Below are 21,950 nucleotides of genomic sequence, written 5' to 3' on the forward strand. Positions count from 1 at the left end.
GGCCGCGCCGACGGACCGGGGACGAGGAATTCTCGGCCATGGCGAGGTCGGTCGGGCACACCTGCACGACCTGCGGCGCGGCGACGGCAGCGGCCGGGCAGTGCAGCCAATGCGCCAAGCAGGCGGCCCACGGAGGCCGCCATGCCACCGCGGCACCGGCGCTTTCGGTTGCCTCATCCGATCACGGCTCGGAACACGCCGCCGACCACATGGCGGACCACGTCGTCGGCCGGAACGGGCGCCACGGCGGGCCCATGATCGGGCCGCGGGCGTTACCCGACATCCTGCCGCGCACGACCACCGAACCGCGAGGAGAAGCGGATGCGCCGCCCGTTGTGCACGAAGCGCTGACCGCATCGGGCCAAGCCCTCGATCCGGCCACCCGCCATTCCATGGAGACGGAAACGGGGCACAGATTCAGCGACGTCCGCATCCATACCGACGCCACCGCGGCGCGCTCGGCGCGGGCGATCGACGCCCTCGCCTATACCGCCGGCAAGGACATCGTATTTGGGACCGGGCAGTACCGCCCACAGGCGCCGGATGGAAAATGGTTGCTGGCGCACGAACTCGGCCATGTTGCCCAGCAACGCGGCGCGCCGGCCGTGGTCGCGCGAAAGAAAAGGACCGCCGCCGGACCGGAGCCGAAGTACGACGACGAAACTCTCGACGACTATCTCTCGGTTCTCCTCGAGGCCGATGAGATCGAGGGCGATCTCGACAGCGACAACAAGGCCCGCGCCCTCATCCGGAAAGGGCTGCACAAGGAATGGCCGCCGTCGCTGTGGGTGCTGCTGATCAAGGAAATGCTCGCCGGCGCGGTTTTGAATGCCGACGAACGTGCCATCCTCGAGTTGCTCGAGACGGCGTCCGCCGACGACCGGGAGAAGATTGCCGAAAGCGTCGGGTACTCGGAACTCCACAAGAAGATACACGGCAAGGAACGCGACCGTCTTTACGCCCTGTTCCCGGTGCTCAATTCCCTGCATCCGCGCGGGGAAAAGGAATCGGTCGCCTATACGTTCGAGGAATACATCGTCAAGTGGGAATCGGAGCAGGGACGTTCCATCACCGCCGAGGAGAAGGACGTGCTCGCCCGCGGATGCGTCGGGGTTACGACTCTGAACCTGGGCCAATTGGAGAACCCCAATCTGAGAACCTGCTATGGATCGTTCGCCGACGCCCTCAAGTCACAACGGCAAATGAACGACTTTCTCGAAGACGCCTACCCCAATCGGCGGGCGATCATCTTCTCGAAGCGTTTTTGGTCGTCGGGCGCGGATTTCGAGCCGGATCCGGCAACCGGCGAAATCGACATGAGCGGCTACGACTTCAGTCCGCGGCCCGGCGGGTTCACCAATTTCGACTATGGCTTCTATGACGAAAGCACCGGCAAGTGGTGGCACGCCAACCACTGCGACGAAACCACCCTCGGCATCGAATGCACCGGCGACACTACCGACCTGGGCGACATGGAAGTCTACGAAAGCAACCTGAAACATTACTCACAGCGGCTGGGCGATTTCGACAAGCAGGTGTTTTGCGTCGCCATTTCAAGACTTGCCAGCCCATAGAAAAAGAGAGTCGCGAATATGGAACTAACCACGAATATCGACGATCGAGTCTCGTTGGAAGTCACCGCCCAGAACGCAAAGGCCGGCGCGATCGTCATGACCGACGACGGCGAGGTCATCTACGTCAAGGGAATGAAGGCGTGGGACGACGGGGTGCTGGACCGGCGGCTGTCGATCGAAGGCGTGTTGAGGCAGGGCAAGGTCTATCCCGACCCCAAGGGCGAAGGCGCCTTCGTCAGCCAGGGCATGCGCGGCACGCAGTACGTCCTCGAAATGGAAACCTACCGAGTGCTCTGAGAATGGAAGGAAGGCACTCCATGAACACACACGCCCGCCGAGACCGCCGATCGATCGGGCTGCGTTCGCGGCGAAGTCGCCCCACCCGCACCGGGGAGCGGCGGTTATGAAATTCCTGCGTCAGCTTCGCGCCAGCGACCCGGAATGGCTGTCGGCGACGGCAACGCGGACATCGCGATTTGCCGCGCCGGATAGACATGTCGGCGGTGCGAGCGCGGTCCGTCCCGGCGCCGAGGCGTTCGACCGTGCAGACGGCAGGTCGATCGCGACCATACCCATCCAAGCCAAGCTGACCGTCGGCCGCTCCGGCGACCCCTATGAGATCGAGGCCGAACGCGTCGCCGACCGCATCACCGACTCTCCCGAGTCGGTGCCGGAGGACGATTCGCCGATCGAGTCGATAAGACGTCCCGCCATTCAACGGGCCGAGACGCCGGAGGAGGACGAAGAGGAAGAGCAGGAAGTCGAGGCCGCGCCGGACGAGGCCCAGCCGGTGGCGGAATCTTCGGCCCCCCCCGAAGCACCCGAGACCGCCACCGACCCATCGGTGCCCGCCGACAAGGAAGAGGAGGATGAAGAGGACGGCGCGCTGCAGGCCGATGGCTACCGAGGCGCGGCGGGCGACCTAGATCCCGACCTCGACCGCCGGGTCGCCGGGATACGCGGCGGCGGCCGGCCGCTGCCCGGGGCTGTCCGCCAATCGCTCGAACCTCGTTTTGGCTTCGATTTCTCGCATGTCCGGATTCATACCGACCAGGAATCCGGCGCCGTCGCCCGGAAACTCGGAGCGCGCGCTTTCACCGTCGGCCGCGACATCGTCTTTGGGCCGTCAACCTACGCGCCGCACAGCCGCGACGGCCGCCATCTGCTGGCCCATGAGTTGACCCATGTCGTTCAACAATCGGCGGGAACGGATGGTTCGGCGAACTCGGACGTGGTCCGCCGCGCGCCAACCGTCGAGGCCGACCCGGCGGTGGGCGCCTTGAAAACCGCCGTCGAGGGCGACGACAACGACGTCCGGGCGCTCATCGACGGCGATTTCTGGTCGGGGGTTACGCTCAGGCCGGCAGAGGCGGCGCAGCTGCTCGACAATCTGCTCACCGGGGCGACCCTCGACGAAGACGAAAAATCGGGCCTGAAAGTCCTCGGCAAGGCCAAGGACCAGAGCGTCCTCGACGGCACCCTGCTGGAGCTCGATGCGCGCGGCCGCTTCCGCAAACTCCTCGACGACTATCATGGAGCGGAATACCACACCCTGCTCGAGCTGCTATCGCGATCGATCGACGGCCTTCCGGTTAAGGCCATCTATCTCGACGCCTTCATCGCCATGTGGTGGGTCCGCAAGCACGAGGAACAGGCGATCGTCGTCCTGCTCGAGCGGACCAGCGGTTCCGATCTCGCCGCCCTGCTGGCGGCGGAAGACCGGCAGGCGGAGCTGCGCAGCGCCATCGACGCCGACGACCTTTCGCAGCGCTTCGAGACGATCGCATCGCAGGTCAACGTCACCGTCTTCGGAGACATCTCGGGGAAACTGAGAAAGATCTTCGAGATCACGGCGCGGCCGTCCACCGGGTCCAAGACCCAGGCCGGTAAGGTTCTGAGCGAAGACGACATCAACCAGATCCTGGCCGCCGCGGCCGCCGACCTCGCCTCCGAGCTGCAGGACTACAAGGACGAGCTTGCCGCCGCCATTGCCGCCAACGAGCACGACAAGGTCACCAAGATCAACCGGCACTTCGAAGCGCGGATCGCGAAGCTGCTGAACAGCAAGCGGCGAGAGCTCAAATACGAGTTGCGATGGGACGTGGAATTCAATCGTGGGCTCGACGACGCCTACGGCCGGCAATGGTCGGAGGGAGATTTGCAGAAGATCGACGAGCTGCTAGCGAAGATCCCGCCCGAGATCCTCTATGCGAACCCCGACTTCAAGGGCTTCCGGCGCGAGAAGACACACCCCAAACACGGCGGATTTTCGAGCGAAAGTACCGGCTTCGTCACCCTATCCGGGGGCACACCGAAACTCAGCACGACCGCCCATGAACTCGGCCATTTCGCCCATTTCGCCGATGCCCAAATGTTTGACGACTTCCAGCGGATTTCCGCATGGCAGCCGTTCACGAAACAAAACTTCCGCATGTTCATTGCCGACGAGAAAACCCGCAAACGCATACTCCGCAAGCTCGACCGGCACCGCAAGAACGAGGAACGGGACAAGACCGTCACCGAGGGCAATTTCATCTATCGCTACGATCGATACGGCGGCAACTACTACCGCTACAGGGCGGATGCGAAATTCATCACCGACTATGCCAAGACGGACCCGCAGGACGATTTCGCGGAATCGTTCGAAACCTATCTCCTTCACCCGGAAGACCTAGAGAAAGCGGCGCCGAAAAAATACGCATTCATGCACAAGCGGGTGTTCGTCCAGTTCTGGCTCGAACAACAGGCGAAGGTGATCGTCAAGCGATTCGACGCGAAGAAGAAAGAGCGCATCGACGCCTTGAGCGATCGCGGCCTCGGACGCTGGCTCGACAAGAACCACCTGCACCCACTCAAGCAGGAGCTCGAGCAGGAGCTCGACGACCTCAAGACCGAAAAGGTCGATGCCGCCGACCTCGGGCTGCTGACTAAGCCGGTCCCGCTCAAGGGCTCGACCGAATCCGCCACCCTCGGGCAGCGGTTCTTCACGCGGCTCGACCGCCTGATGGACCTCGCCGAGGAAGTGAAAAAGCGGCATCACAAGTTCGCCGCCGACGCCGACGCGTTGAGAAACTCCGTTGCCGGACCGAACGACCTCGCCCTCTTCGTCATCGTCCTCGACCTGAAGAGCCATTCGATTGAGGAAACCCGGAAGGCGTTCGACGGGGCGGCGGCCAAACTCAAGGCCGGGGCGGTGGTCGACCCGGCGGCCTGGCCCGAACTCGACGCGGTGGTCGCCAAACTGACCGCAGCGCTCGCGGCAGCGCAGTCCTATGTACCCTACTTCGAGAAATTCCTGACGATTCAGGACGACTGGAACTTCGAGGAGGACTTGCTGACGCGGCCGGGCGGAAAGGACGAGCTCGATCCGATGGCGGTGAAGGAGCTCGGGAGGTTTGCCGAGACCGATTACCGCCACGGCGAGTTCAAGGATTTCATCGTCACCCAACGACAGTCCTACATCGATGAATTCGACAAGATCGAGGACGACCTCAAGGCGATGGTGCGGGCCGGCACCGTCTTCAAGCCGGGCGCCCTCCCCGACCCCGCGGCGCGGGCCAACGCCTACCGCAAGACGGTGCGCGCCTATGGTCGGTCGCTACGAAAACGGGGGAACGCGCCATGACCACGTTCCCCGGATCGCCGCGACTCGTCAAAGGCGGCATCGCGCTGATCGATCCGACCACTGCCGCGGTCGAACGGATCATCGGGCTTCAATACAACCCCGAGACGCTGACCCGCAGCCTGCAGATCCAGGACATTCAAGGCAGCGGCGGCGGCGACCGTTCCCAGGCCCTGAGGCTCAAGGGCCCACCGGTCGAAACCATCAACCTCGAGGCGGAAATCGACGCCGCCGACCAGCTCGAATTCCCCGACAGCAATCCGGACACAGTCGCGCTCGGCATCCATCCGCAATTGGCCGCACTGGAGACATTGGTCTACCCGACCAGCGACCAGCTCCAGTCCAACAACGCCCTCGCCGAGTCGGGCACGCTCGAGATCGCGCCAATGGAAACCCCGCTCAGCCTGTTCGTATGGAGCAAGACCCGAATCCTGCCGGTACGGCTGACCGACTTCAGCGTCACCGAGGAGGCTTTCGATCCGATGCTCAATCCGATCCGCGCCAAGGTCAGTCTCGGCATGCGGGTGCTCAGCATCGACGACCTCGGTTTCGCCCACAAGGGCGGCAGCCTGTTCATGAGTTATCTGCAGCAGAAGGAGAGCCTCGCCAAGAAGGGCAAGGGCGTCTCGCTGTCGACTCTCGGGATAGGAGCGATCTCATGACCGATGCCTTGCAAGAGCTGTTTTCGCCGGCCGCCCTGGCACCCGAGCGATTCCCCGCGACCAGCCGCTATCACGGCATCGAGGCGGCGACGATCGAGGACGCCGACGGCAACAAGACCGTCTATCTGCGCCGGCGTTTCGTGCCGCCGGCGGAGCGGTTCGCGCTGCTCCAACTGCACAGCGTGGTCGGCGGCGACCGGCTCGACAATCTCGCCGCGCTCTATCTGGGCGACCCCGAGCAATTCTGGCAGCTGTGCGATGCCAACGGCGCGATCCGGCCCAATGAACTCATCGAAGCCATCGGCCGCCGGCTCCGCATAACCTTGCCCGAGGGCATACCGGGGGCGCCGAATGAATAAGGGCCTCTATCTGTCGCTGTTGATCGGGCCGGCCATCCCGGTGGCGGTCTCGCGGGAGGTGTTGGATGCGCTGACCGCGGTCAAGGTGACGACATCGACCGAGGGCCCAAGCGTGTTCCAGCTCACCTTCGAGCTCAGTACCCGGTCGCCCCTGCACACCCTGTTCCTGCTTTCCGGCGGGGCGCCGATACCGCTCATTCGCGTGGTCCTGGTGGCCACCCTCAACGGCAGCGCCGAGGTCCTGATCGACGGCGTCATGACCAATCACGAGATCGGCGGCGGCGACGCCAGCGGCAAGACCACCTTGACCGTGACCGGCGAGGATCTGAGCCGGGTGATGGACTACATCGATTTCAGCGGCATCCCCTACCCGGCGATGCCGGCGGAGGCGCGCGTCCTGTTGATCCTGGCCAAATACGCGTTCCTCGGCGTCGTACCGATGGTCATCCCGAGCATTCTCATCGACATTCCGATCCCCACCGATCGCATCCCCCGGCAGCAGGGCAAGGACCTCGCCTATATCAAGGCGCTGGCCGACGAGGTCGGCTACGTCTTCTACGTCGACGCCGGGCCGGAGCCGGGCATGAGCGTTGCCTATTGGGGGCCCGCCATCAAGGTCGGCAAGCCGCAGCCGGCGCTCAACGTCGACATGGATGCCCACGCCAACGTCGAATCGATCAGTTTCAACTTCGACAGCGAATCGAAAGCCCTGCCGGTCCTGTTCATCCAGAATCAGGAAACCAAGGTACCGATTCCGATACCGATTCCGGATATCACGCCGCTCAACCCACCGCTCGGCGCGGTGCCGCCGATCCCAAAGCAGATCGAACCGATCACCGGAACCGCCAAGCTGGGCCCGATCCGGGCGGCGGCGATCGGTCTCGCCAAGGCGGCCAAGTCGAGCGACGCAGCATCGGCCACCGGCAGCCTCGACGTCTTGCGCTATGGCCGCGTGCTCAAGGCGCGAAAGCTGGTCGGCCTGCGCGGTGCCGGGGCGGCGTTCGACGGCCTCTATTACGTCTCGAGCGTCACCCACAAGATCGAACGCGGCGACTACAAACAGGACTTTACGCTGACCCGGAACGGCCTGATCTCGACCCTGGACAAGGTGCCGGCATGACCGAACCGCAGAAATTCCTCGGCAAGTACCGGGGCACGGTGATCAACAATGTCGACCCGATGCAGATCGGCCGCATCCAGGTCATGGTCCCCGACGTCTCCAACATCATGCTGTCGAGCTGGGCCATGCCGTGCGCGCCGGTGGCCGGCATCCAGACCGGCATGTTCGCGGTGCCGATGATCGGTGCCGGGGTCTGGGTCGAATTCGAGCAGGGCGACCCCGACTATCCGGTTTATGTCGGCGGGTTCTGGGGCAGTGCGGCCGAAGTTCCCGGGCTGTCCCGCATGGTGCCACCTGCGGTCCCCGGGCTCACCCTGCAGACCCCGTTGCTGAACGGCATCGTGGTCAGCGACGTACCCGGCCCGACCGGCGGCATCCAATTGATGACGGCGACCGGCGCGATGATTTCGATCACCGATGTCGGCATCCGTATTTCCAACGGCCGCGGCGCCGAAATCAATCTCGTCGGCGCCTCGGTGGACATCAACCTGGGAGCCTTGACCGTCCTATGAACGCGCTCATCCCGACCACAGCCAAAGGAAGGAGGTCCTGAGATGCCGGGCCCGTTGTTGCATGTCGGCGCCACGGTGACCTGTGCCCACGCCGGGCAGGCGACCCCGACCGTCCCCAATCCGCGGGTGCTGGTCAGCGGCCAGGCGACGGTGACCCGGGCGGCGCCCTATGTGGTCGCCGGCTGCACCCTACCGCCACCGCCGGGCGCCAACGGCCCCTGCGTGACCGCGCCGTGGGTGACGTCGGCGGTGCGGGTCACGTCGCTCGGCGTGCCGCTCTTGCTGCAGGACAGCCAGGCCATCTGCGCGCCATCGGGCACGCCCTTGATGGCGGTCGTCGTCCAACCGCGCGTCACCGGGATGTAATCATGGCGCAACTCGATTTCCCCTTCCATTTCGACAGCCGTGGGCGCACCGCACAGACCGGCCGCGACGATCATATCCGCGACATGATCGAGCAGGTGCTGTTCACCACGCCGGGCGAGCGCGTCAATCGGCCGACCTTCGGCAGCGGCCTTTTGCAACTGGTCTTCGCGCCCAATAGCGACGAGCTGGCATCGACGACCCAGTTTCTGGTCCAGGGCGCATTGCAGGAATGGCTCGGTGACGTCATCACGGTCGAAGCGGTCGAGGTCGAGGCGGACGATTCCCGGTTGACCGCGCGGATCACCTATGTCGTGCGGCTGAGCGGCGCCCGCGAAGAGGCCGAGTTCGAAATCGGCGGAGGCCCGGCATGAAGTATTTCTGCTGCGATCAACGGCGCCGCACCGAGGTCCGCGGCGGCCCGCTCAACGGGATCGACTTCGTCGAAGTACTGGACCTCGACGCCTCCGCCGATGGCGATCGTCAGCGCTTTCTCTTCGTCCACCTGATCAACGACCCCGGCGGCGTTGTCTTCACGCCCGACAACGTGCGGATCGAAGGCGGCGAACGGGTCACCGGCATCGTCGTCCTCGACGCCGGTTTCGGCGCCGGCGACGAGGCCACCGTTCTGACGATCGAGGTCGACCGGCCCGGCGATTTCTCGCCCTACCTTGTGCGGCTGGTTCGGGGGCCGACCGACGACCGCCCACCGGTGGATTTCGACCCCATGCTGTCGGCGGTCGAGTTCTCGTTCAAGGTCGAGTGCCCAAGCGATTTCGATTGCGATCCGCCGTGCGAGTGCCCGCCCGACGAGCGGGACGAGCCAAGAATCGACTACCTGGCCAAGGACTATGCCAGCTTCCGCCGGCTGATCCTCGACCGCCTCGCCTTGATCGCGCCGGATTGGCGCGAGCGCAACCCGGCGGATCTCGGCATTGCCCTGGTCGAGCTCCTCGCCCATGTCGGCGACCATCTCAGCTATCATCAGGACGCGGTCGGCACCGAAGCCTATCTCGGCACGGCGCGAAGTCGCATATCGGTTCGCCGCCACGCCCGCCTGATCGACTATTTCATCAGCGACGGCTCGAACGCGCGAGCCTGGGTCCAAGTGGCGGTCGGCGCCGACGTGACCCAGAACGTGCCGGGAGCGCCGCCCGCGCTGCCCGGCGGCACCAGGCTGTTTACGCGCCTGCCCGGCCAACCGGCGGCGCTGCCCGACGACCCCAAGGTCTACGGCACCGCCCAGGAGGCGTTCGAAACACTGCACGACGTGGACGAACTGTTCGCCCTCCACAACGGACTGCCGTTCTACACCTGGTCCGACCGCGAATGCTGTCTACCGCGCGGCGCCACTTGGGCGACGCTGCGCGGCCACTTTCCGAATCTAAGGGTCGGCGAGGTCTTGATCCTGGAGGAGGTGCGCGGCCCGCTGACCGGCTTGGGCGCCGACGCCGATCCCAGCCATCGCCATGCGGTGCGCCTGACCGACGTCATCAACAGCGAGGCGGGCGCGCCGCTGGCCGATCCCCTGACCGGTCAGGAGATCACCGAAATATTCTGGGACCGGGCCGACGCGTTGCCGTTCGCGCTCACCGTTTCGGCGCGCACCGACGAGGAGCACGGCAGCCGTTACATCGATGACGCCGCTTTGGCGCGCGGCAATATCGTCCTCGCCGACCATGGCCTGACGATTTCGGAAGAGGATTTGGGGCGAGTGCCCGAGTTCGCGCTCTACCTCGCCGATACGCGCTGCGACCCGTGCGAGGAATTCGACCGCGACCCGATCCCGCCGCGGTTTCGCCCGCTCCTGAAGGAGGCGCCGGTCACCCATGCGGCGCCGTACGATGCGGCGCGGCCGGCGGCCGAGGCGATGGCCTGGCCGCTCCGCGATGTGTCGCCCCAAGTGTCGCTGAGGAGCACGCTCGGCGCCGACAGCGCGGTCTGGCAGGCGCGTCGCGACCTGTTGAGCTCGGCCGCCAATGCCCGGGAATTCGTCGTCGAGATCGAGTCCGACCTGACCGCGCGCCTGAGGCTGGGCGACGACCGGCTTGGTGCCCGGCCCGAGCCGGGGACCGGTTTCATGGCGACCTACCGGGTCGGCAACGGACGAGCCGGCAATGTCGGCGCCGAGGCGATCGCGCACATCGTGTCGCCGCATACCGCAATCATCGGTGTTCGCAACCCGCTGCCGGCCCGCGGCGGGGTCGAGCCCGAATCGATCGACGACGTCCGGCAACGCGCACCGAGTGCGTTTCGCATTCAGGAGCGGGCGGTGACCCCGGCCGACTATGCCGCGGTGACCGAGCGTCACGCCGAGGTTCAAATGGCGGCCGCGACATTTCGCTGGTCCGGCAGCTGGCACACGGTCTTCCTGACCATCGACCGCTTCGCCGGGCTGGCCGTCGACCAAGACTTCGAAGCCGAGATTCGCAACCACGTCGAGCGCTATCGCATGGCCGGGTACGACCTCGAAGTCGACGGGCCGCACTTCGTGCCGCTCGATATCGAAATGGATATCTGCGTCAGCCCCGACTATCTGCGCAGCGATGTAGGGCGGGAATTGTTGAATGTCCTGGGAAGCCGCGCGCTACCCGACGGACGCGTTGGCCTGTTCCATCCCGACAAATTCGTTTTCGGCGAAACGGTCTATGTCAGCCCGATCTATGCCGCGGCCCAAGCGGTCGCCGGCGTCGATTCGGTGAAGATCAAGACTTTCCGGCGGCTCGGAACCGAGGATCCGATACCGCTGATCAAGGGCAAGATTGATATCGATCGCCTCGAAATCGCCCGCCTCGACAACGACCCCAACTTTGCGGAGCACGGACGTTTCCGCTTGAACCTGGCAGGTGGCAAATGAATGGCACCGACATGCCCCTCCGCGGTCTCGATGATTGCGGCTGCGCCGATGGCCTAACGGCGGCGACGCCGGTAGCGATCGAGAACCGCCCCGGCCTCACCGCAATCGGGTATCGGACGGGCACCCATGCCCGCTTCCTCGACAGCATGGTGGCGCGGCTGTCGGCGTCGGACCTGCCCGCACTCGCCGATCTGCGGACGCGCGACGCCGACGATTTTTCGATCGCCCTCCTCGACGGCTGGGCCACGGTCGCCGACGTCCTGACTTTTTACCAGGAGCGGATCGCCAACGAAGGCTATCTGCGGACCGCGACCGAACGCCGGTCGCTGCTCGAACTGGCGCGGCTGATCGGCTACGAACTCAGCCCCGGCGTGGCCGCAAACGCGTTCCTCGCCTTCACCCTGGAAACGACGCCCGGGGCGCCGGAGGAAGTCACGGTCGAAGCGGGAACCAAGGTGCAAAGCACGCCGGGGGCCGATGAAGTGCCGCAGACCTTCGAGACCACGGAACCGATCTTGGCCCGTGCCCGGTGGAACGCGATCAAGGCCCGCGCCAGCCAACCGCAGACTTTATCGGCGGGTGCATCGGTCATCTGGTTGGCCGGCCGTGATGGCGGCCTCGCCGTCGGCGGCCGGGTGCTGATCGTCGCGCCGGCCGGCGGCGGCGGGCTCGAGGCCGCGCTGCGCCGCGTCGAGACGGTGAGCTTTCCGGATGCCGCCGCCGTATCCGGGGCCGCGGGCCCGGCCGAGATGACCCGCGTTGAGTTGGAGACGAGCAACCAGTCGCCGACGCCGTTGACGAGCGGCCAGGCCGGCGCGTTCGCGCTCAGAAATAGGGCGGCGCCGTTCGGCAACAACGCGCCGCTCAGAGTCACCTCGGTCTCCGAAGACGGTGTGGCGACCTTCGGCGAGTGGAACCTGAGCGGCGAGCACGACGATGAATTGACCCTCGACAATGTCTATGACGGGATTCTGACCGATAGCTGGGTCGTCATCGATCGCGAGGATCCGGACAGCGCCGGCGACCGCCGCCATATTTTCTGCACCGCCGAGACCGTGCGGACGCGCTCGCCGGCCAAGTACGGCATGAGCGGCCGGGCGACGCACCTCGAACTCAGCGCGGATTGGCGGGACGCCAGCGATTCCTCGTTGAGCGTCTTCCGCGAGATGGCGGTCTACGCCCAGGCCGAACAGCTGACGCTTGCCGAAGCGCCGATCGTCGGCGCGATAACCGGCAACACGATCGTCCTCGACGGTGTCTACGATGATCTGGGAAAGGGACAGGCCATCGCGATTTCGGAGGTGGTCGCCGATGATGCGGTCGAGCCGATGCGGGAGATCGCCGTCATCGACGATATCCAGGACGGCGCCCATACCACGCTGACGCTGAATGAGGATCTCACGCACACCTATGTGCCCGACGCGGTGGCCATCAATGCCAACGTCGTGCCGGCGACCCATGGCGAGACCGTCAGCGAGATCCTCGGCAGTGGCGATGCCGGCCGAACCTATCCGCGCTTCGCCTTGCGTCAGACGCCGCTGACCCACGTCACCGCGGCGACGCCGGGCGGCACCGAATCAACGCTCGAGGTGCGGGTCAACGACGTACGCTGGCACGAAGTACCGACGCTTTTCGGCGCCGGGCCGCAGGACCGCAGCTATGTGACCCGACGGGACGACGACGGCAAGACAAGTGTGATCATGGGCGATGGCATCAACGGCGCCCGCCTGCCGACCGGCGACAGCAACGTGGTCGCCCGCTACCGCAAGGGCATCGGCCTCGCTGGGCGGCTCAAGGCCGGCCAGCTCAACCTACTGATGACCCGGCCGCTCGGCGTCAAGGAGGTGCTGAACCCCGAGGCCACGGACGGCGGCGACGATCCGGAAGCCCGCGAGGACGCGCGTCGCAACGCGCCGTTGACGGTGTTGACGCTCGATCGCGCGGTGTCGCTCCAGGATTACGAGGATTTCGCCCGCGCCTACGCCGGGATACGCAAGTCGCTGGCGACCTGGACCTGGGATGGGCGGGCGCGCGGCGTGTTCCTGACCGTGGCCGGGCCGGACGGCGCAGCAGTCGAGCCCGGCGGCAGCACCCACGACGGCTTGTTGGACGCGCTTCGCCTGGCCGGCGACCCTCAGGTGCCGATCCAGATCGCGACTTACCGTCCCGCATTTTTCAAACTCAAGGTCAAGATCAAGGTCGACCCCGACCATCTCGCCGAAAAGGTTCTGGCCGCGATCGAGGAGGCAATGCGCGCGGCCTTTTCGTTCGATGCCCGTGCGTTCGGTCAGCCGATCATGTTGAGCGAAGTCTATGCGGTGATCCAGGCGGTCGCCGGCGTCATCGCCGCCGATATCGACAAACTCTACCGCACCGGCACCTTTTCGAAACTCAACCACCGGCTGCTCGCTGATCGGCCGATCGACGACGGCGCCGGCGGTCTGTCGGCGTCCGAACTCTTGACCCTGCATGCCGCGCCGCTCGATCAATTGAGTGAAATGACATGAGGTTCGACGCCCAAACGCTCTATGAGTTGCTGCCCGCGCTGTACCGGATTCGCGATGCCGAGCGGGACCACCGTCTGCGGGCACTGATCGAGGTCATCGCCGAACAGGTCGGCGTGGTCGAAGAGAATATCGAGCAGCTCCATGACGATCTGTTTATCGAGACCGCCGCCGAATGGGTGGTTCCCTATATCGGCGACCTCGTCGGCAACCGGACATTGCATGGCGTCGAGAAAGTCGTCAGCCGGCGCGCCGACGTCGCCAACACGATCGGGTACCGCCGCCGCAAGGGCACCGCCGCGGTGCTCGAGCAGCTCGCCCGCGACGTCAGCGGGTGGGATGCCCGGGTCGTCGAGTACTTTCAGCTACTGGCCTGGACGCAATACATGAACCATGTCCGGCCCGAGAGTTGGTATGCGCCCAATCTGCGCCGGTGGGAGCCGCTGGAGCGCCTGAATGGCGCCTTCGATAGCCTCGCCCATACCGTCGACGTGCGGCGTATCGCGAGCGGCGAGGGCCGCTACAACATACCCAATATCGGCATTTTTCTGTGGCGGCTCGGCGCCTATCCACTGACCGACACGCCGGCGGTGGCGGTCGACGACCGGCGCTTCATGCTGAGCCCGCTGGGAAACGACACACCGCTTTTCAACCGGCCGCAGACCGAAGACGAGATCACTCATTTGGCCGAGCCGATCAATGTTCCGGAGGCGATCAGCCGGCGGGTGTTGGACGCCAATCTCGCCGCCTATTATGGCCGCGACCTCAGTATCGTTATCCGTGCCGACGGCGCCGACGTGCCAATCGCGGAGGTCGAGGCCTGCAACCTGGCCGACGCCGGCGGCGGAGCCTGGGCCCATCATCCGGAGAACCTGGTCGCCATCGATCCGGTCCTCGGCCGCGTCGCCTTCCCGCTGAATCAGCCGCCACCGACGACCGTGGAGGCGAGGTTCCATTACGGATTCAGCGCGGATACCGGCGGCGGCGAATACGAGCGTGCGGCATCGTTCGAGCGCGAGATACAACCGGTCGACGAGATTACCGCGCCGGCGTTGATCCAGGACTCCGCCGCCGCCTTAACCGCCGGCGGCGCGGTGCAGATCAATGACAGTGCCCGTTATGTCGAAACGCCAGCGATCCAAGTAGACGCCGGGCGGCGTCTCGAGATTCGGGCCGCCAATGAGCATCGTCCGACGCTCGAACTGGCCGGCAATCTCGACATCTCAGGCGGCGCCGACAGCGAGGTCAATCTCAACGGCCTGCTGATCACCGGCGGCCGGCTCCGGGTCATGGCGGCGGGCGGCAACGCCCTGCGCCTTTTGCGGCTGCGCCACTGCACGCTGGTCCCGGGACGCGGTTTGACCACCCGCGGCATGCCGACCAATTCGGGAGCGCCGAGCCTGATCGTCCGCGCGCGCAATGTAGTCGTCGAGATCGAGGACTGCATCATCGGCGCTTTGCGGGTGATGCCCGACTCCGAGGTCCGGATCCGCAACAGCATCGTCGACGCCAACGAGCCGGACCAGGTCGCGTTCGCCGGCATCGACGGCGACGGTGCCGGCGGCCGCCTGCAGATCGAGAACAGCACGGTCATCGGCAAGGTCCATACCGCACTCATGGAACTCGCCTCGAACACGATCTTCATGGCCCGCCTCGGCGAAGGCGATAGCTGGACCGCCCCGGTTCGCGCCGAGCGCAAGCAGCAAGGGTGCGTCAGGTATTCCTATGTCCCGCCGGGATCGCGCGTGCCGCGACGCTATCGCTGCCAACCGAGCCTGGCGATCCGCATGGCCATCGACGAAGCCAAGAAGAAGAACCCGACGCTCGACGAAATCGAGGAAGCGCGAATCGCCAACGCCCTCCGACTCAGCCTTCAACCCCGGCTCGCCGGACGGCGTTATGGAGCGCCCGACTACGGCCAGCTGGCACCGTCCTGCCCGGTGGAAATCCGCACCGGTGCCGACGACGAGGCGGAAATGGGCGCCTTCCACAAGCTGTTTCAGCCCCAGCGGGAGGCAAATATTCGAATTCGCCTGGACGAGTACCTGCGCCTCGGCCTGGAAGCGGGGATCTTTCATGCGACATGAACGAATTTCGCCGGAACCAGTATCGGCCGCATGACCACGAGGAGGAATCGCCATGAGTGGTGACTACAGCCGCAAGAGATTCGACCCCGGCAACGATTTCGCCGGTGTGCTGATGCAGCAAGGCCGGGTCCAGCTCGACGCCGACTGGAATGAGCAGACCGAGCTCCTCGACCGGCGGTGGCGGGCCGAAACGGTGGATATCGTCGGCCGCTGCGGCTATCCCAAGGAAACGCCGGACGGCTTCCGCATCATCAACAATGGCGGTTCGCTCGAAATCGGCCCCGGCCGCATGTATGTCGATGGCCTGCTGGCCGAGAACCACGGCGGCGGCATCGTTGAGTTCGACCGCATTCTCGCCGAAGAGCGCGGCACCGAAGCGACGCCGTTCTCGCCCCAGCTTTATCAGCCCGACGTTGATACCGACGACCTCGATTCCGGCCGGCATCTCGTCTATCTCGATGTCTGGCAGCGCGAAGTGACTTACCTGGAAGACGATGGTTTGGTCGAAGTCGCGGTCGGTGTCGACACCACAACGCGCCTGCAGACCGCGTGGCAGGTCAAGATCCACGCCGATATCGGCGACGACGTCACCTGCGCCACGCCGCCCGAAGAGATCCCGGACTGGCTCGACGTGATCGCGCCTTCGGGCGGCCGGCTGAGCACGACGGAGGTCGACGTTCCGGGCGAGGAGAACCCGTGCCTGGTGCCGCCCACCGGCGGCTACAAGGGCCTCGAGAACCGGCTCTATCGGGTCGAAATCCACGACGGCAGCGAAACCGGCGCGCCGACCTTCAAGTGGTCGCGCACCAACGGCACGGTGGCCAGCACGGTGACCGGCATCGCCACCCTCGATACCCTGCACGTCGTCCGCACCAACCGCGATTCGGTGCTCCGTTTCAACAACGGCGACTGGGTCGAGATCAGCGACGACAACCTCGAATTTGCCGACGGGCCGGGAATCATCCGCCAGATCGATGTCGTCGATGACGCCGATCAGACCATCACCCTGACCGAGGATTTGCCGGCGGGCCTGTTCCCGGTCAACGCCCAGGACCAGACCGACCCCGAGCGTCACACCCGCGTCCGCCGCTGGGACCAGTCGGGTGCGGTGAGCGATACCGATGGGGCCGAGCTTGTCGACCTCGATGCGCTGGGGGCGACGGGCGTCATTCCGGTGCCCGCCGCCGGAACATCGATCATCCTCGAGGACGGCGTCCAGATCACCTTCGACAGCGCCCCGACGGACCGCCTGCGGAGCGGCGATTTCTGGGTCTTCGCCGCCCGCACTGCCGACGCCACGGTCGAGCACCTCGAGATCGCGCCGCCATGCGGCATCCACCACCACTTCTGCCGACTGGCGGTGGTCGATTACGACGGCGAGGAGTTCGAGGGTGAGCCGCTCGATTGCCGTGTTTGTTTTCCGCAAGGCGGCACCGGGTGCTGCACCGTCGTGGTCCATCCGGGCGAGAGCATCCAGGCGGCGCTCGATTCCCTGCCCGACGAGGGCGGCTGCGTATGCCTCAAGCCCGGCATCCATGACATCGACAGCACGATCCGCATCGAGCGCTCGAACGTCATGCTGCATGGCGAAAGCAGCGGCGCCGTCGTTCGGCGCAGCAACGGCGTTACCTTGCTCCGGGTCCTCGACCCGTTGGGAACGCGGCTCACCGATACCACGATCGAACGCATCCAGTTCAGATACGAGGGCGGCTCAAACACCGACCCGGAGCTGTTCGCCATCGTCTCGCTCGGCAACGGCGAACGAACGGCGTTGAGGCATTGCGGGGTATCATCGACGAACTTCCTGCCCATCGCCGCAGTCAGGATCGCGTCCGGATTCGGCGTCGAAGTGTCCGACTGCACCCTCGGCAATACGTTCAATGGGGTTTGGGTGGACACCGATTCGACCGACCTGCGCATTCTCGACAACGTCGTATCCGGCGGCATCGTTCAAAACACGGAAGCGGGCAATACCGGCATCCTGCTCGAGGACGCGTTCGGAGACTCGCGTGTCGAACGCAACGAGATTTCCGGTTTCGTCATGGGAATCGTGCTCGCCAATGACCCGTTCGCGGAATTCCCGTTTTCGCTGGCGTCCGGCTCGCTGATCCAGGGCAACCGCATCGAGCGGGTGGCCACCATGGAACCTACGGGCGACGTCAAGGCTTTCGGCATCTTCGTGGCCGCCAGCGCCTGCCGCATTCTCGACAACCGCCTGAGCTACAGCTCGGCGGCCTATGGCGGCATTTCGGCGTCGGGAACCAATTGTGCGATCGAGCACAATTGGCTGACCTATGTCCCCGCCGGCCAACAAGGCGAGGACCGTCCGCTCGCGATCCAGGTCGGTCTCGACGCCGACAACGCGGTCGGCCACGGCGATGGCGCCACCGTCGCGAACAACCGATTGGCCGGACCCCAGGATGGCATACTGATCCAGCAATGCATGGACGCTGAAATCGTCGAGAACCGCCTCGAGAGCGCCGGGGACCCCGTGCGTTTCGGCATCACACTGTCCCAGGTCACGCATGGGCGCGTCGCCGCGAATCGATTGGTCAACGCGCAGGCGGCGATCAACCTCAACGAGGGAGAGCGGAATAGCGTCGAAGCAAACATCCTCGCCGGTGGCCTCGCCGGCATATCGGCGGTCGGCCAACAGGCCCTGACCATCGACCGCAACCGCATCGAGAGCCTCGATTGGTGGGGCGTCCTCGGGGCCCAGCTCGAGGGGACGACGATGATCTCGCGCAACAGAATCGTCTCCTGCGGGTCGGCGTCGACGCCGTTCGGCGCGCTTGGCATCGGGCTCGTCTTCGCCCTCGGCGAGGTCCAGATCGAATCCTGCGAAATCATCAATACCGGGATCTCCGCGGACGGCACCCAGACCGCACCGCTGGCGACAGGGATCTGGGGTTTCGTCGTACTCGAATGCCGGATCGAAGGCAACGAGGTGACCTATTCCGACATGACCAGCGGATTCGACCCCAACCAAGAACACCGGGCGCTGCGAATCCTGGGCTATCTGGAATATACGTCGGGCGAATTCGCGTTCGGCTTTCCCGCCCAGGTCCTCAACAACAAATTCATCGGCCCCGGACGCTCCGCGCTCGTCGAATTCCACGAATTCGCCCTCGGTCAAACCTTCGCGGTTCGATTCGAGCGCGTGTTCTTCAGCAACAATTACTGTTTTCACCTCGGCGGGCAGGCCGGCGCTCAGGCCGCGACGGTGCGCCTGACCGGGCGCCGCGCCGTGGTCATGGGTAATCAGATCAAGGCCCTCGCGCAGATCAACTCGGTCGATTTCGGCAGCACACGGGGCGTTTTCATTGGCAACATAACGCGCGGCGGCGCGACCCAGCTCGTCGACTTCCCGACGCCGGAAGGCGACTTCAATCTGACGGCGGTGTGAACCGCCATCGACACACGGCATAGCGCGGCGACGCGAGAACGGGAGAAACACCATGGCAACCAAGACGATCCAACAGATTCTGAAATCCCATCAGGATCTCGTAAAGCGTGTCGGTGAACATATGGAGACGGCCACCAAGGGCCGGAAAATGAGCACCGAGTTCGTCCTGCGCGAGCAGGATTCGGTCGTCGGCCGGCTCAAGGGGCGGGTCGCCGGCCTCAAGAAGGCGCGCGCCGAAGCGATCAAGCGCTTTGACGTGGAAATTCGCGTCAACGAGACCCGGATCGCCGAGCTCGAAAAACGCATCAAGGACGGCCGCGAGGCGCTCAAGACCAAGCCGAAAAAGCCGACCAAGCCGAAGAAGAAGCCGACCGACAAGATCGTGGTGAAGCGGAAGGTCAACGTGAAAAAGAAGGTCAAGCCGACGAATAAGGTCATCTTGAAGCAGAAGACCAAACCGAAGAAGAAGGTCGTGAAGAAGAAGTGATCCGGCTCCCGCACGGACCATTAGCGACCCCGCACAAAGGCCCGCGACGCCGTCCGTCCGGTCAGCCGGGAGACAGCCCGCCAAAGGGGACGATCTTGTTGTCGACGTCGTGACCGATATCGGCGCGGCCGAGGTAGGGGATGCCCGCGACACCGCACCAATGCCGCGTGATCTCTTCCTCGGATTGGCAGAAATCGGGGTCGTTCGGAATGATGTCGCTGCAGCGGCCGAGTTTGATCCCGGCGACGTTTCGAATCGCCGGATTGCCGGTGATGTGGAACAGCGACCGATCGATCCGGTACATATGCTCGCCGACTTCTTCGAGCATGAGGACATGATCCGTTAAATCCGGCTGAAACGGCGTGCCGATCAGCGAGCTCAGAATCGCGATGTTGAACGCCGCGGTCTTGGTCGCGGCGGTGACCGTCGGCTCCAGCGTGTCGGCGGCGCCATCGACCAGATAGGCGAGCGCCCGCACAATCGCTGCCTCGCCGCCCGCGCGACTGATGTCGGTGACCATCGGTCCGTGGGCCAGGCGAGCAAAACCGTCGTTGTAGAGCCCGCCGAGGATGATGCCCGCGTCGCTGTAGCCGAGATAGGCCTTTTCGCGCGCGACGCCCGATAGCTTCGGCAGCAGCCTTTCGATCAGGCGGCATGACCCGTACCCGCCGCGCGCGAACCACAGCGCATCGAAACGCGGATCGTTGGCGAACTCGGCCAAGGCCTCCATGCGAATCGCGTCGTCGCCGGCGAAATGACCCGAATCGAGGAAGCATTGCGGGTGGAACTGGATGTCGACGTCACGGCGCGGATAACGGTCGGCCGTGATAGCCTTGACCCGCTCGGCGACAATCGGCTCAATGCGCGAGCCGGGCGCGACAACGCCTATTCTGATATCGCGTTCGCTCATGCGGGCGCCTGTCTTTCGCCGGATTTTGCCGAACCCAAGGACATGTCCTAGCTATAGCCGATGAATCAGGAAAAACACTATTTCTTCTGCGGCATCGGCGGCAGCGGCATGCTGCCGCTGGCGATGATCCTGCGCGCGAAGGGGTGTGACGTGGCGGGATCGGATCGTGCACTCGATCAAGGACGGACCACACATAAGTTCGATTTTCTACGTGCTCAGGGAATTCGGCTTCACCCTCAGGACGGCACCGGGGTTACCCGGCCGGAAACAATCCTCGTCGCATCGGCCGCGGTCGAGGACACGGTGCCGGACGTGGCGGCGGCGAACCGTGTCGGCGCCGCTCGGACCACCCGCGCCGAACTGCTGGCCGAGCTGTTCAATGCGGCACCCGTCGGCATCGCCGTCGGCGGCACCAGCGGAAAGTCGACGACGACCGGAATGATCGGCTGGATCTTGTATGCCACCGGTCACGCCCCGACGATCATGAACGGCGCGGTGATGAACAACTTCGTCACTCCGAACGCGCCGTTTGCCAGCGCCGTTATCGGCGGTGGCGAGGCGTTCGTCAGCGAGGTCGATGAAAGCGACGGCTCGATCGCCCGATTCAGGCCAAGCATAGCGGTGCTCAATAACATCGCCTTCGACCACAAACCGCTGCCGGAACTGCGCCAGTTGTTCCGGGATTTCGTCGGGACGGCGGCGAAAGCGGTCTTGAATCTCGATAACGACGAGACCGCTGAAATCGCCGCGCAGCTCTCGCCGGACCGTACGATCACCTGCAGCATGGCCGATTCAGGCGCCGATTTGTTCGCCGACGATTTCGAGCCGGCGCCGGACGGCATCGCTTTTCGCGTAACGGAAACGAGGTCGGGATCGATGGCCCGAATCCGGTTGGCGATGCCGGGACGACACAATGCGGCCAATGCTCTCGCTGCCCTCGCCGCCGTTCGCGCCGCGGATATCGCCTTCGACGCCGCCGCCCGGGCGCTCGCCGAATTCACCGGTATCCGGCGACGCCTCGATTACGTCGGTGCGGCAAAGGGCATCACGGTGATCGACGATTTCGCCCACAACCCCGACAAGATCACGGCGACGCTCACCACGCTTCATGATTTTCCGGGCCGGTTGATTCTTATGTTCCAGCCCCACGGCTTCGGCCCGTTGCGGCTGATGAAGAATGAATTCATCGATTGCTTCGTAGGCGGCATGCGCGCCGACGACATCCTGATCATGCCCGAACCGGTCTATTTCGGCGGCACCGTGGAGCGCACCGTGTCGAGCCGGGACATCGTCCGGGGTGTCATCGCCCGCGGCCGCGAGGCTCATGCCTTCGCCGACCGCGCCGCATGCGGCGATAAAGTGACGGAAATAGCCCGTTCGGGTGACCGTATCATCGTCCTCGGCGCGCGCGACGACACCCTGTCGCAATTCGCCGCCGAATTGTTGACACGGTTCGCCGATTAACTTTCCGCGCCGTCTCACGGTCG

The 21,950-nt window shown here is 64.9% G+C and carries 16 protein-coding genes; 15 read left to right on the forward strand and 1 reads right to left on the reverse strand.

The features are described 5' to 3' along the window. Nucleotides 1–38 precede the first annotated feature (38 nt). The 14 genes from GY791_12665 (at nucleotide 39) to GY791_12730 (ending at nucleotide 19,553) form a co-directional block, all read left to right on the forward strand. Nucleotides 39–1,574, forward strand: a complete 1,536-nt coding sequence (locus GY791_12665; protein ID MCP4329277.1) for a DUF4157 domain-containing protein — start codon at nucleotides 39–41, stop codon at nucleotides 1,572–1,574. Nucleotides 1,575–1,592: 18 nt separating this feature from the next. Next, nucleotides 1,593–1,871 carry a hypothetical protein gene (locus GY791_12670; protein MCP4329278.1) on the forward strand — a complete coding sequence of 93 codons (279 nt, stop codon included), beginning with the start codon at nucleotides 1,593–1,595 and terminating at the stop codon, nucleotides 1,869–1,871. Between the two features lie 547 nt (nucleotides 1,872–2,418). Next, a complete protein-coding gene (locus tag GY791_12675) occupies nucleotides 2,419–5,199 on the forward strand; it encodes a DUF4157 domain-containing protein (GenBank protein ID MCP4329279.1) in 2,781 nt (926 codons plus the stop codon). Next, nucleotides 5,196–5,858 (forward strand): hypothetical protein, encoded by a 663-nt coding sequence (locus GY791_12680; protein ID MCP4329280.1) that lies wholly within the window; start codon nucleotides 5,196–5,198, stop codon nucleotides 5,856–5,858. The genes GY791_12675 and GY791_12680 overlap by 4 nt, the downstream gene beginning before the upstream one ends. Next, a complete protein-coding gene (locus GY791_12685) occupies nucleotides 5,855–6,217 on the forward strand; it encodes a LysM domain-containing protein (protein MCP4329281.1) in 363 nt (120 codons plus the stop codon). Before GY791_12680 ends, GY791_12685 begins: the two co-directional genes overlap by 4 nt. Beyond that, complete coding sequence (locus tag GY791_12690; protein MCP4329282.1) at nucleotides 6,210–7,337, forward strand: hypothetical protein; 1,128 nt, start codon at nucleotides 6,210–6,212, stop codon at nucleotides 7,335–7,337. The genes GY791_12685 and GY791_12690 overlap by 8 nt, the downstream gene beginning before the upstream one ends. Next, nucleotides 7,334–7,849, forward strand: coding sequence for a baseplate assembly protein (locus GY791_12695; protein MCP4329283.1), 516 nt, complete (start codon nucleotides 7,334–7,336; stop codon nucleotides 7,847–7,849). The genes GY791_12690 and GY791_12695 overlap by 4 nt, the downstream gene beginning before the upstream one ends. A 42-nt stretch (nucleotides 7,850–7,891) precedes the next feature. Continuing rightward, nucleotides 7,892–8,215, forward strand: a complete 324-nt coding sequence (locus GY791_12700) for a hypothetical protein (protein ID MCP4329284.1) — start codon at nucleotides 7,892–7,894, stop codon at nucleotides 8,213–8,215. A gap of 2 nt (nucleotides 8,216–8,217) precedes the next feature. After that, entirely contained in the window at nucleotides 8,218–8,586 is a 369-nt protein-coding gene (locus tag GY791_12705; protein ID MCP4329285.1) for a GPW/gp25 family protein, read from the forward strand. Beyond that, nucleotides 8,583–11,069 (forward strand): putative baseplate assembly protein, encoded by a 2,487-nt coding sequence (locus tag GY791_12710; protein MCP4329286.1) that lies wholly within the window; start codon nucleotides 8,583–8,585, stop codon nucleotides 11,067–11,069. The genes GY791_12705 and GY791_12710 overlap by 4 nt, the downstream gene beginning before the upstream one ends. Continuing rightward, the gene (locus tag GY791_12715; protein MCP4329287.1) at nucleotides 11,066–13,576 is read left to right on the forward strand and encodes a putative baseplate assembly protein; all 2,511 of its coding nucleotides are present in this window, start codon (nucleotides 11,066–11,068) and stop codon (nucleotides 13,574–13,576) included. The genes GY791_12710 and GY791_12715 overlap by 4 nt, the downstream gene beginning before the upstream one ends. Beyond that, the gene (locus GY791_12720; protein MCP4329288.1) at nucleotides 13,573–15,660 is read left to right on the forward strand and encodes a hypothetical protein; all 2,088 of its coding nucleotides are present in this window, start codon (nucleotides 13,573–13,575) and stop codon (nucleotides 15,658–15,660) included. The genes GY791_12715 and GY791_12720 overlap by 4 nt, the downstream gene beginning before the upstream one ends. 52 nt (nucleotides 15,661–15,712) lie before the next feature. Further along, the gene (locus GY791_12725; protein MCP4329289.1) at nucleotides 15,713–19,066 is read left to right on the forward strand and encodes a hypothetical protein; all 3,354 of its coding nucleotides are present in this window, start codon (nucleotides 15,713–15,715) and stop codon (nucleotides 19,064–19,066) included. Between the two features lie 52 nt (nucleotides 19,067–19,118). Then, the gene (locus GY791_12730; protein ID MCP4329290.1) at nucleotides 19,119–19,553 is read left to right on the forward strand and encodes a hypothetical protein; all 435 of its coding nucleotides are present in this window, start codon (nucleotides 19,119–19,121) and stop codon (nucleotides 19,551–19,553) included. A 61-nt stretch (nucleotides 19,554–19,614) separates the two neighbouring features. On the opposite strand, the gene GY791_12735 is transcribed toward GY791_12730, so the two are convergent. Beyond that, nucleotides 19,615–20,448: an LD-carboxypeptidase gene (locus GY791_12735; GenBank protein MCP4329291.1), complete on the reverse strand. Its 834-nt coding sequence runs from the start codon at nucleotides 20,446–20,448 to the stop codon at nucleotides 19,615–19,617. A gap of 75 nt (nucleotides 20,449–20,523) precedes the next feature. On the opposite strand from GY791_12735, the gene GY791_12740 reads away from it, so the two are divergent. Further along, nucleotides 20,524–21,927, forward strand: coding sequence for a UDP-N-acetylmuramate--alanine ligase (locus GY791_12740; protein MCP4329292.1), 1,404 nt, complete (start codon nucleotides 20,524–20,526; stop codon nucleotides 21,925–21,927). Nucleotides 21,928–21,950: the final 23 nt, after the last annotated feature.

It is taken from the genome of Alphaproteobacteria bacterium, from assembly GCA_024244705.1.
In the GTDB taxonomy this organism is placed as follows: Bacteria; Pseudomonadota; Alphaproteobacteria; order JAAEOK01; family JAAEOK01; genus JAAEOK01.

Coding starts and splice junctions, on each gene's coding strand:
- GY791_12665 (MCP4329277.1), top strand. CDS start 39: ATGGCGAGGTCGGTCGGGCACACCTGCACGACCTGCGGCGCGGCGACG.
- GY791_12670 (MCP4329278.1), top strand. CDS start 1,593: ATGGAACTAACCACGAATATCGACGATCGAGTCTCGTTGGAAGTCACC.
- GY791_12680 (MCP4329280.1), top strand. CDS start 5,196: ATGACCACGTTCCCCGGATCGCCGCGACTCGTCAAAGGCGGCATCGCG.
- GY791_12685 (MCP4329281.1), top strand. CDS start 5,855: ATGACCGATGCCTTGCAAGAGCTGTTTTCGCCGGCCGCCCTGGCACCC.
- GY791_12690 (MCP4329282.1), top strand. CDS start 6,210: ATGAATAAGGGCCTCTATCTGTCGCTGTTGATCGGGCCGGCCATCCCG.
- GY791_12695 (MCP4329283.1), top strand. CDS start 7,334: ATGACCGAACCGCAGAAATTCCTCGGCAAGTACCGGGGCACGGTGATC.
- GY791_12700 (MCP4329284.1), top strand. CDS start 7,892: ATGCCGGGCCCGTTGTTGCATGTCGGCGCCACGGTGACCTGTGCCCAC.
- GY791_12705 (MCP4329285.1), top strand. CDS start 8,218: ATGGCGCAACTCGATTTCCCCTTCCATTTCGACAGCCGTGGGCGCACC.
- GY791_12710 (MCP4329286.1), top strand. CDS start 8,583: ATGAAGTATTTCTGCTGCGATCAACGGCGCCGCACCGAGGTCCGCGGC.
- GY791_12715 (MCP4329287.1), top strand. CDS start 11,066: ATGAATGGCACCGACATGCCCCTCCGCGGTCTCGATGATTGCGGCTGC.
- GY791_12720 (MCP4329288.1), top strand. CDS start 13,573: ATGAGGTTCGACGCCCAAACGCTCTATGAGTTGCTGCCCGCGCTGTAC.
- GY791_12725 (MCP4329289.1), top strand. CDS start 15,713: ATGAGTGGTGACTACAGCCGCAAGAGATTCGACCCCGGCAACGATTTC.
- GY791_12730 (MCP4329290.1), top strand. CDS start 19,119: ATGGCAACCAAGACGATCCAACAGATTCTGAAATCCCATCAGGATCTC.
- GY791_12740 (MCP4329292.1), top strand. CDS start 20,524: ATGAATCAGGAAAAACACTATTTCTTCTGCGGCATCGGCGGCAGCGGC.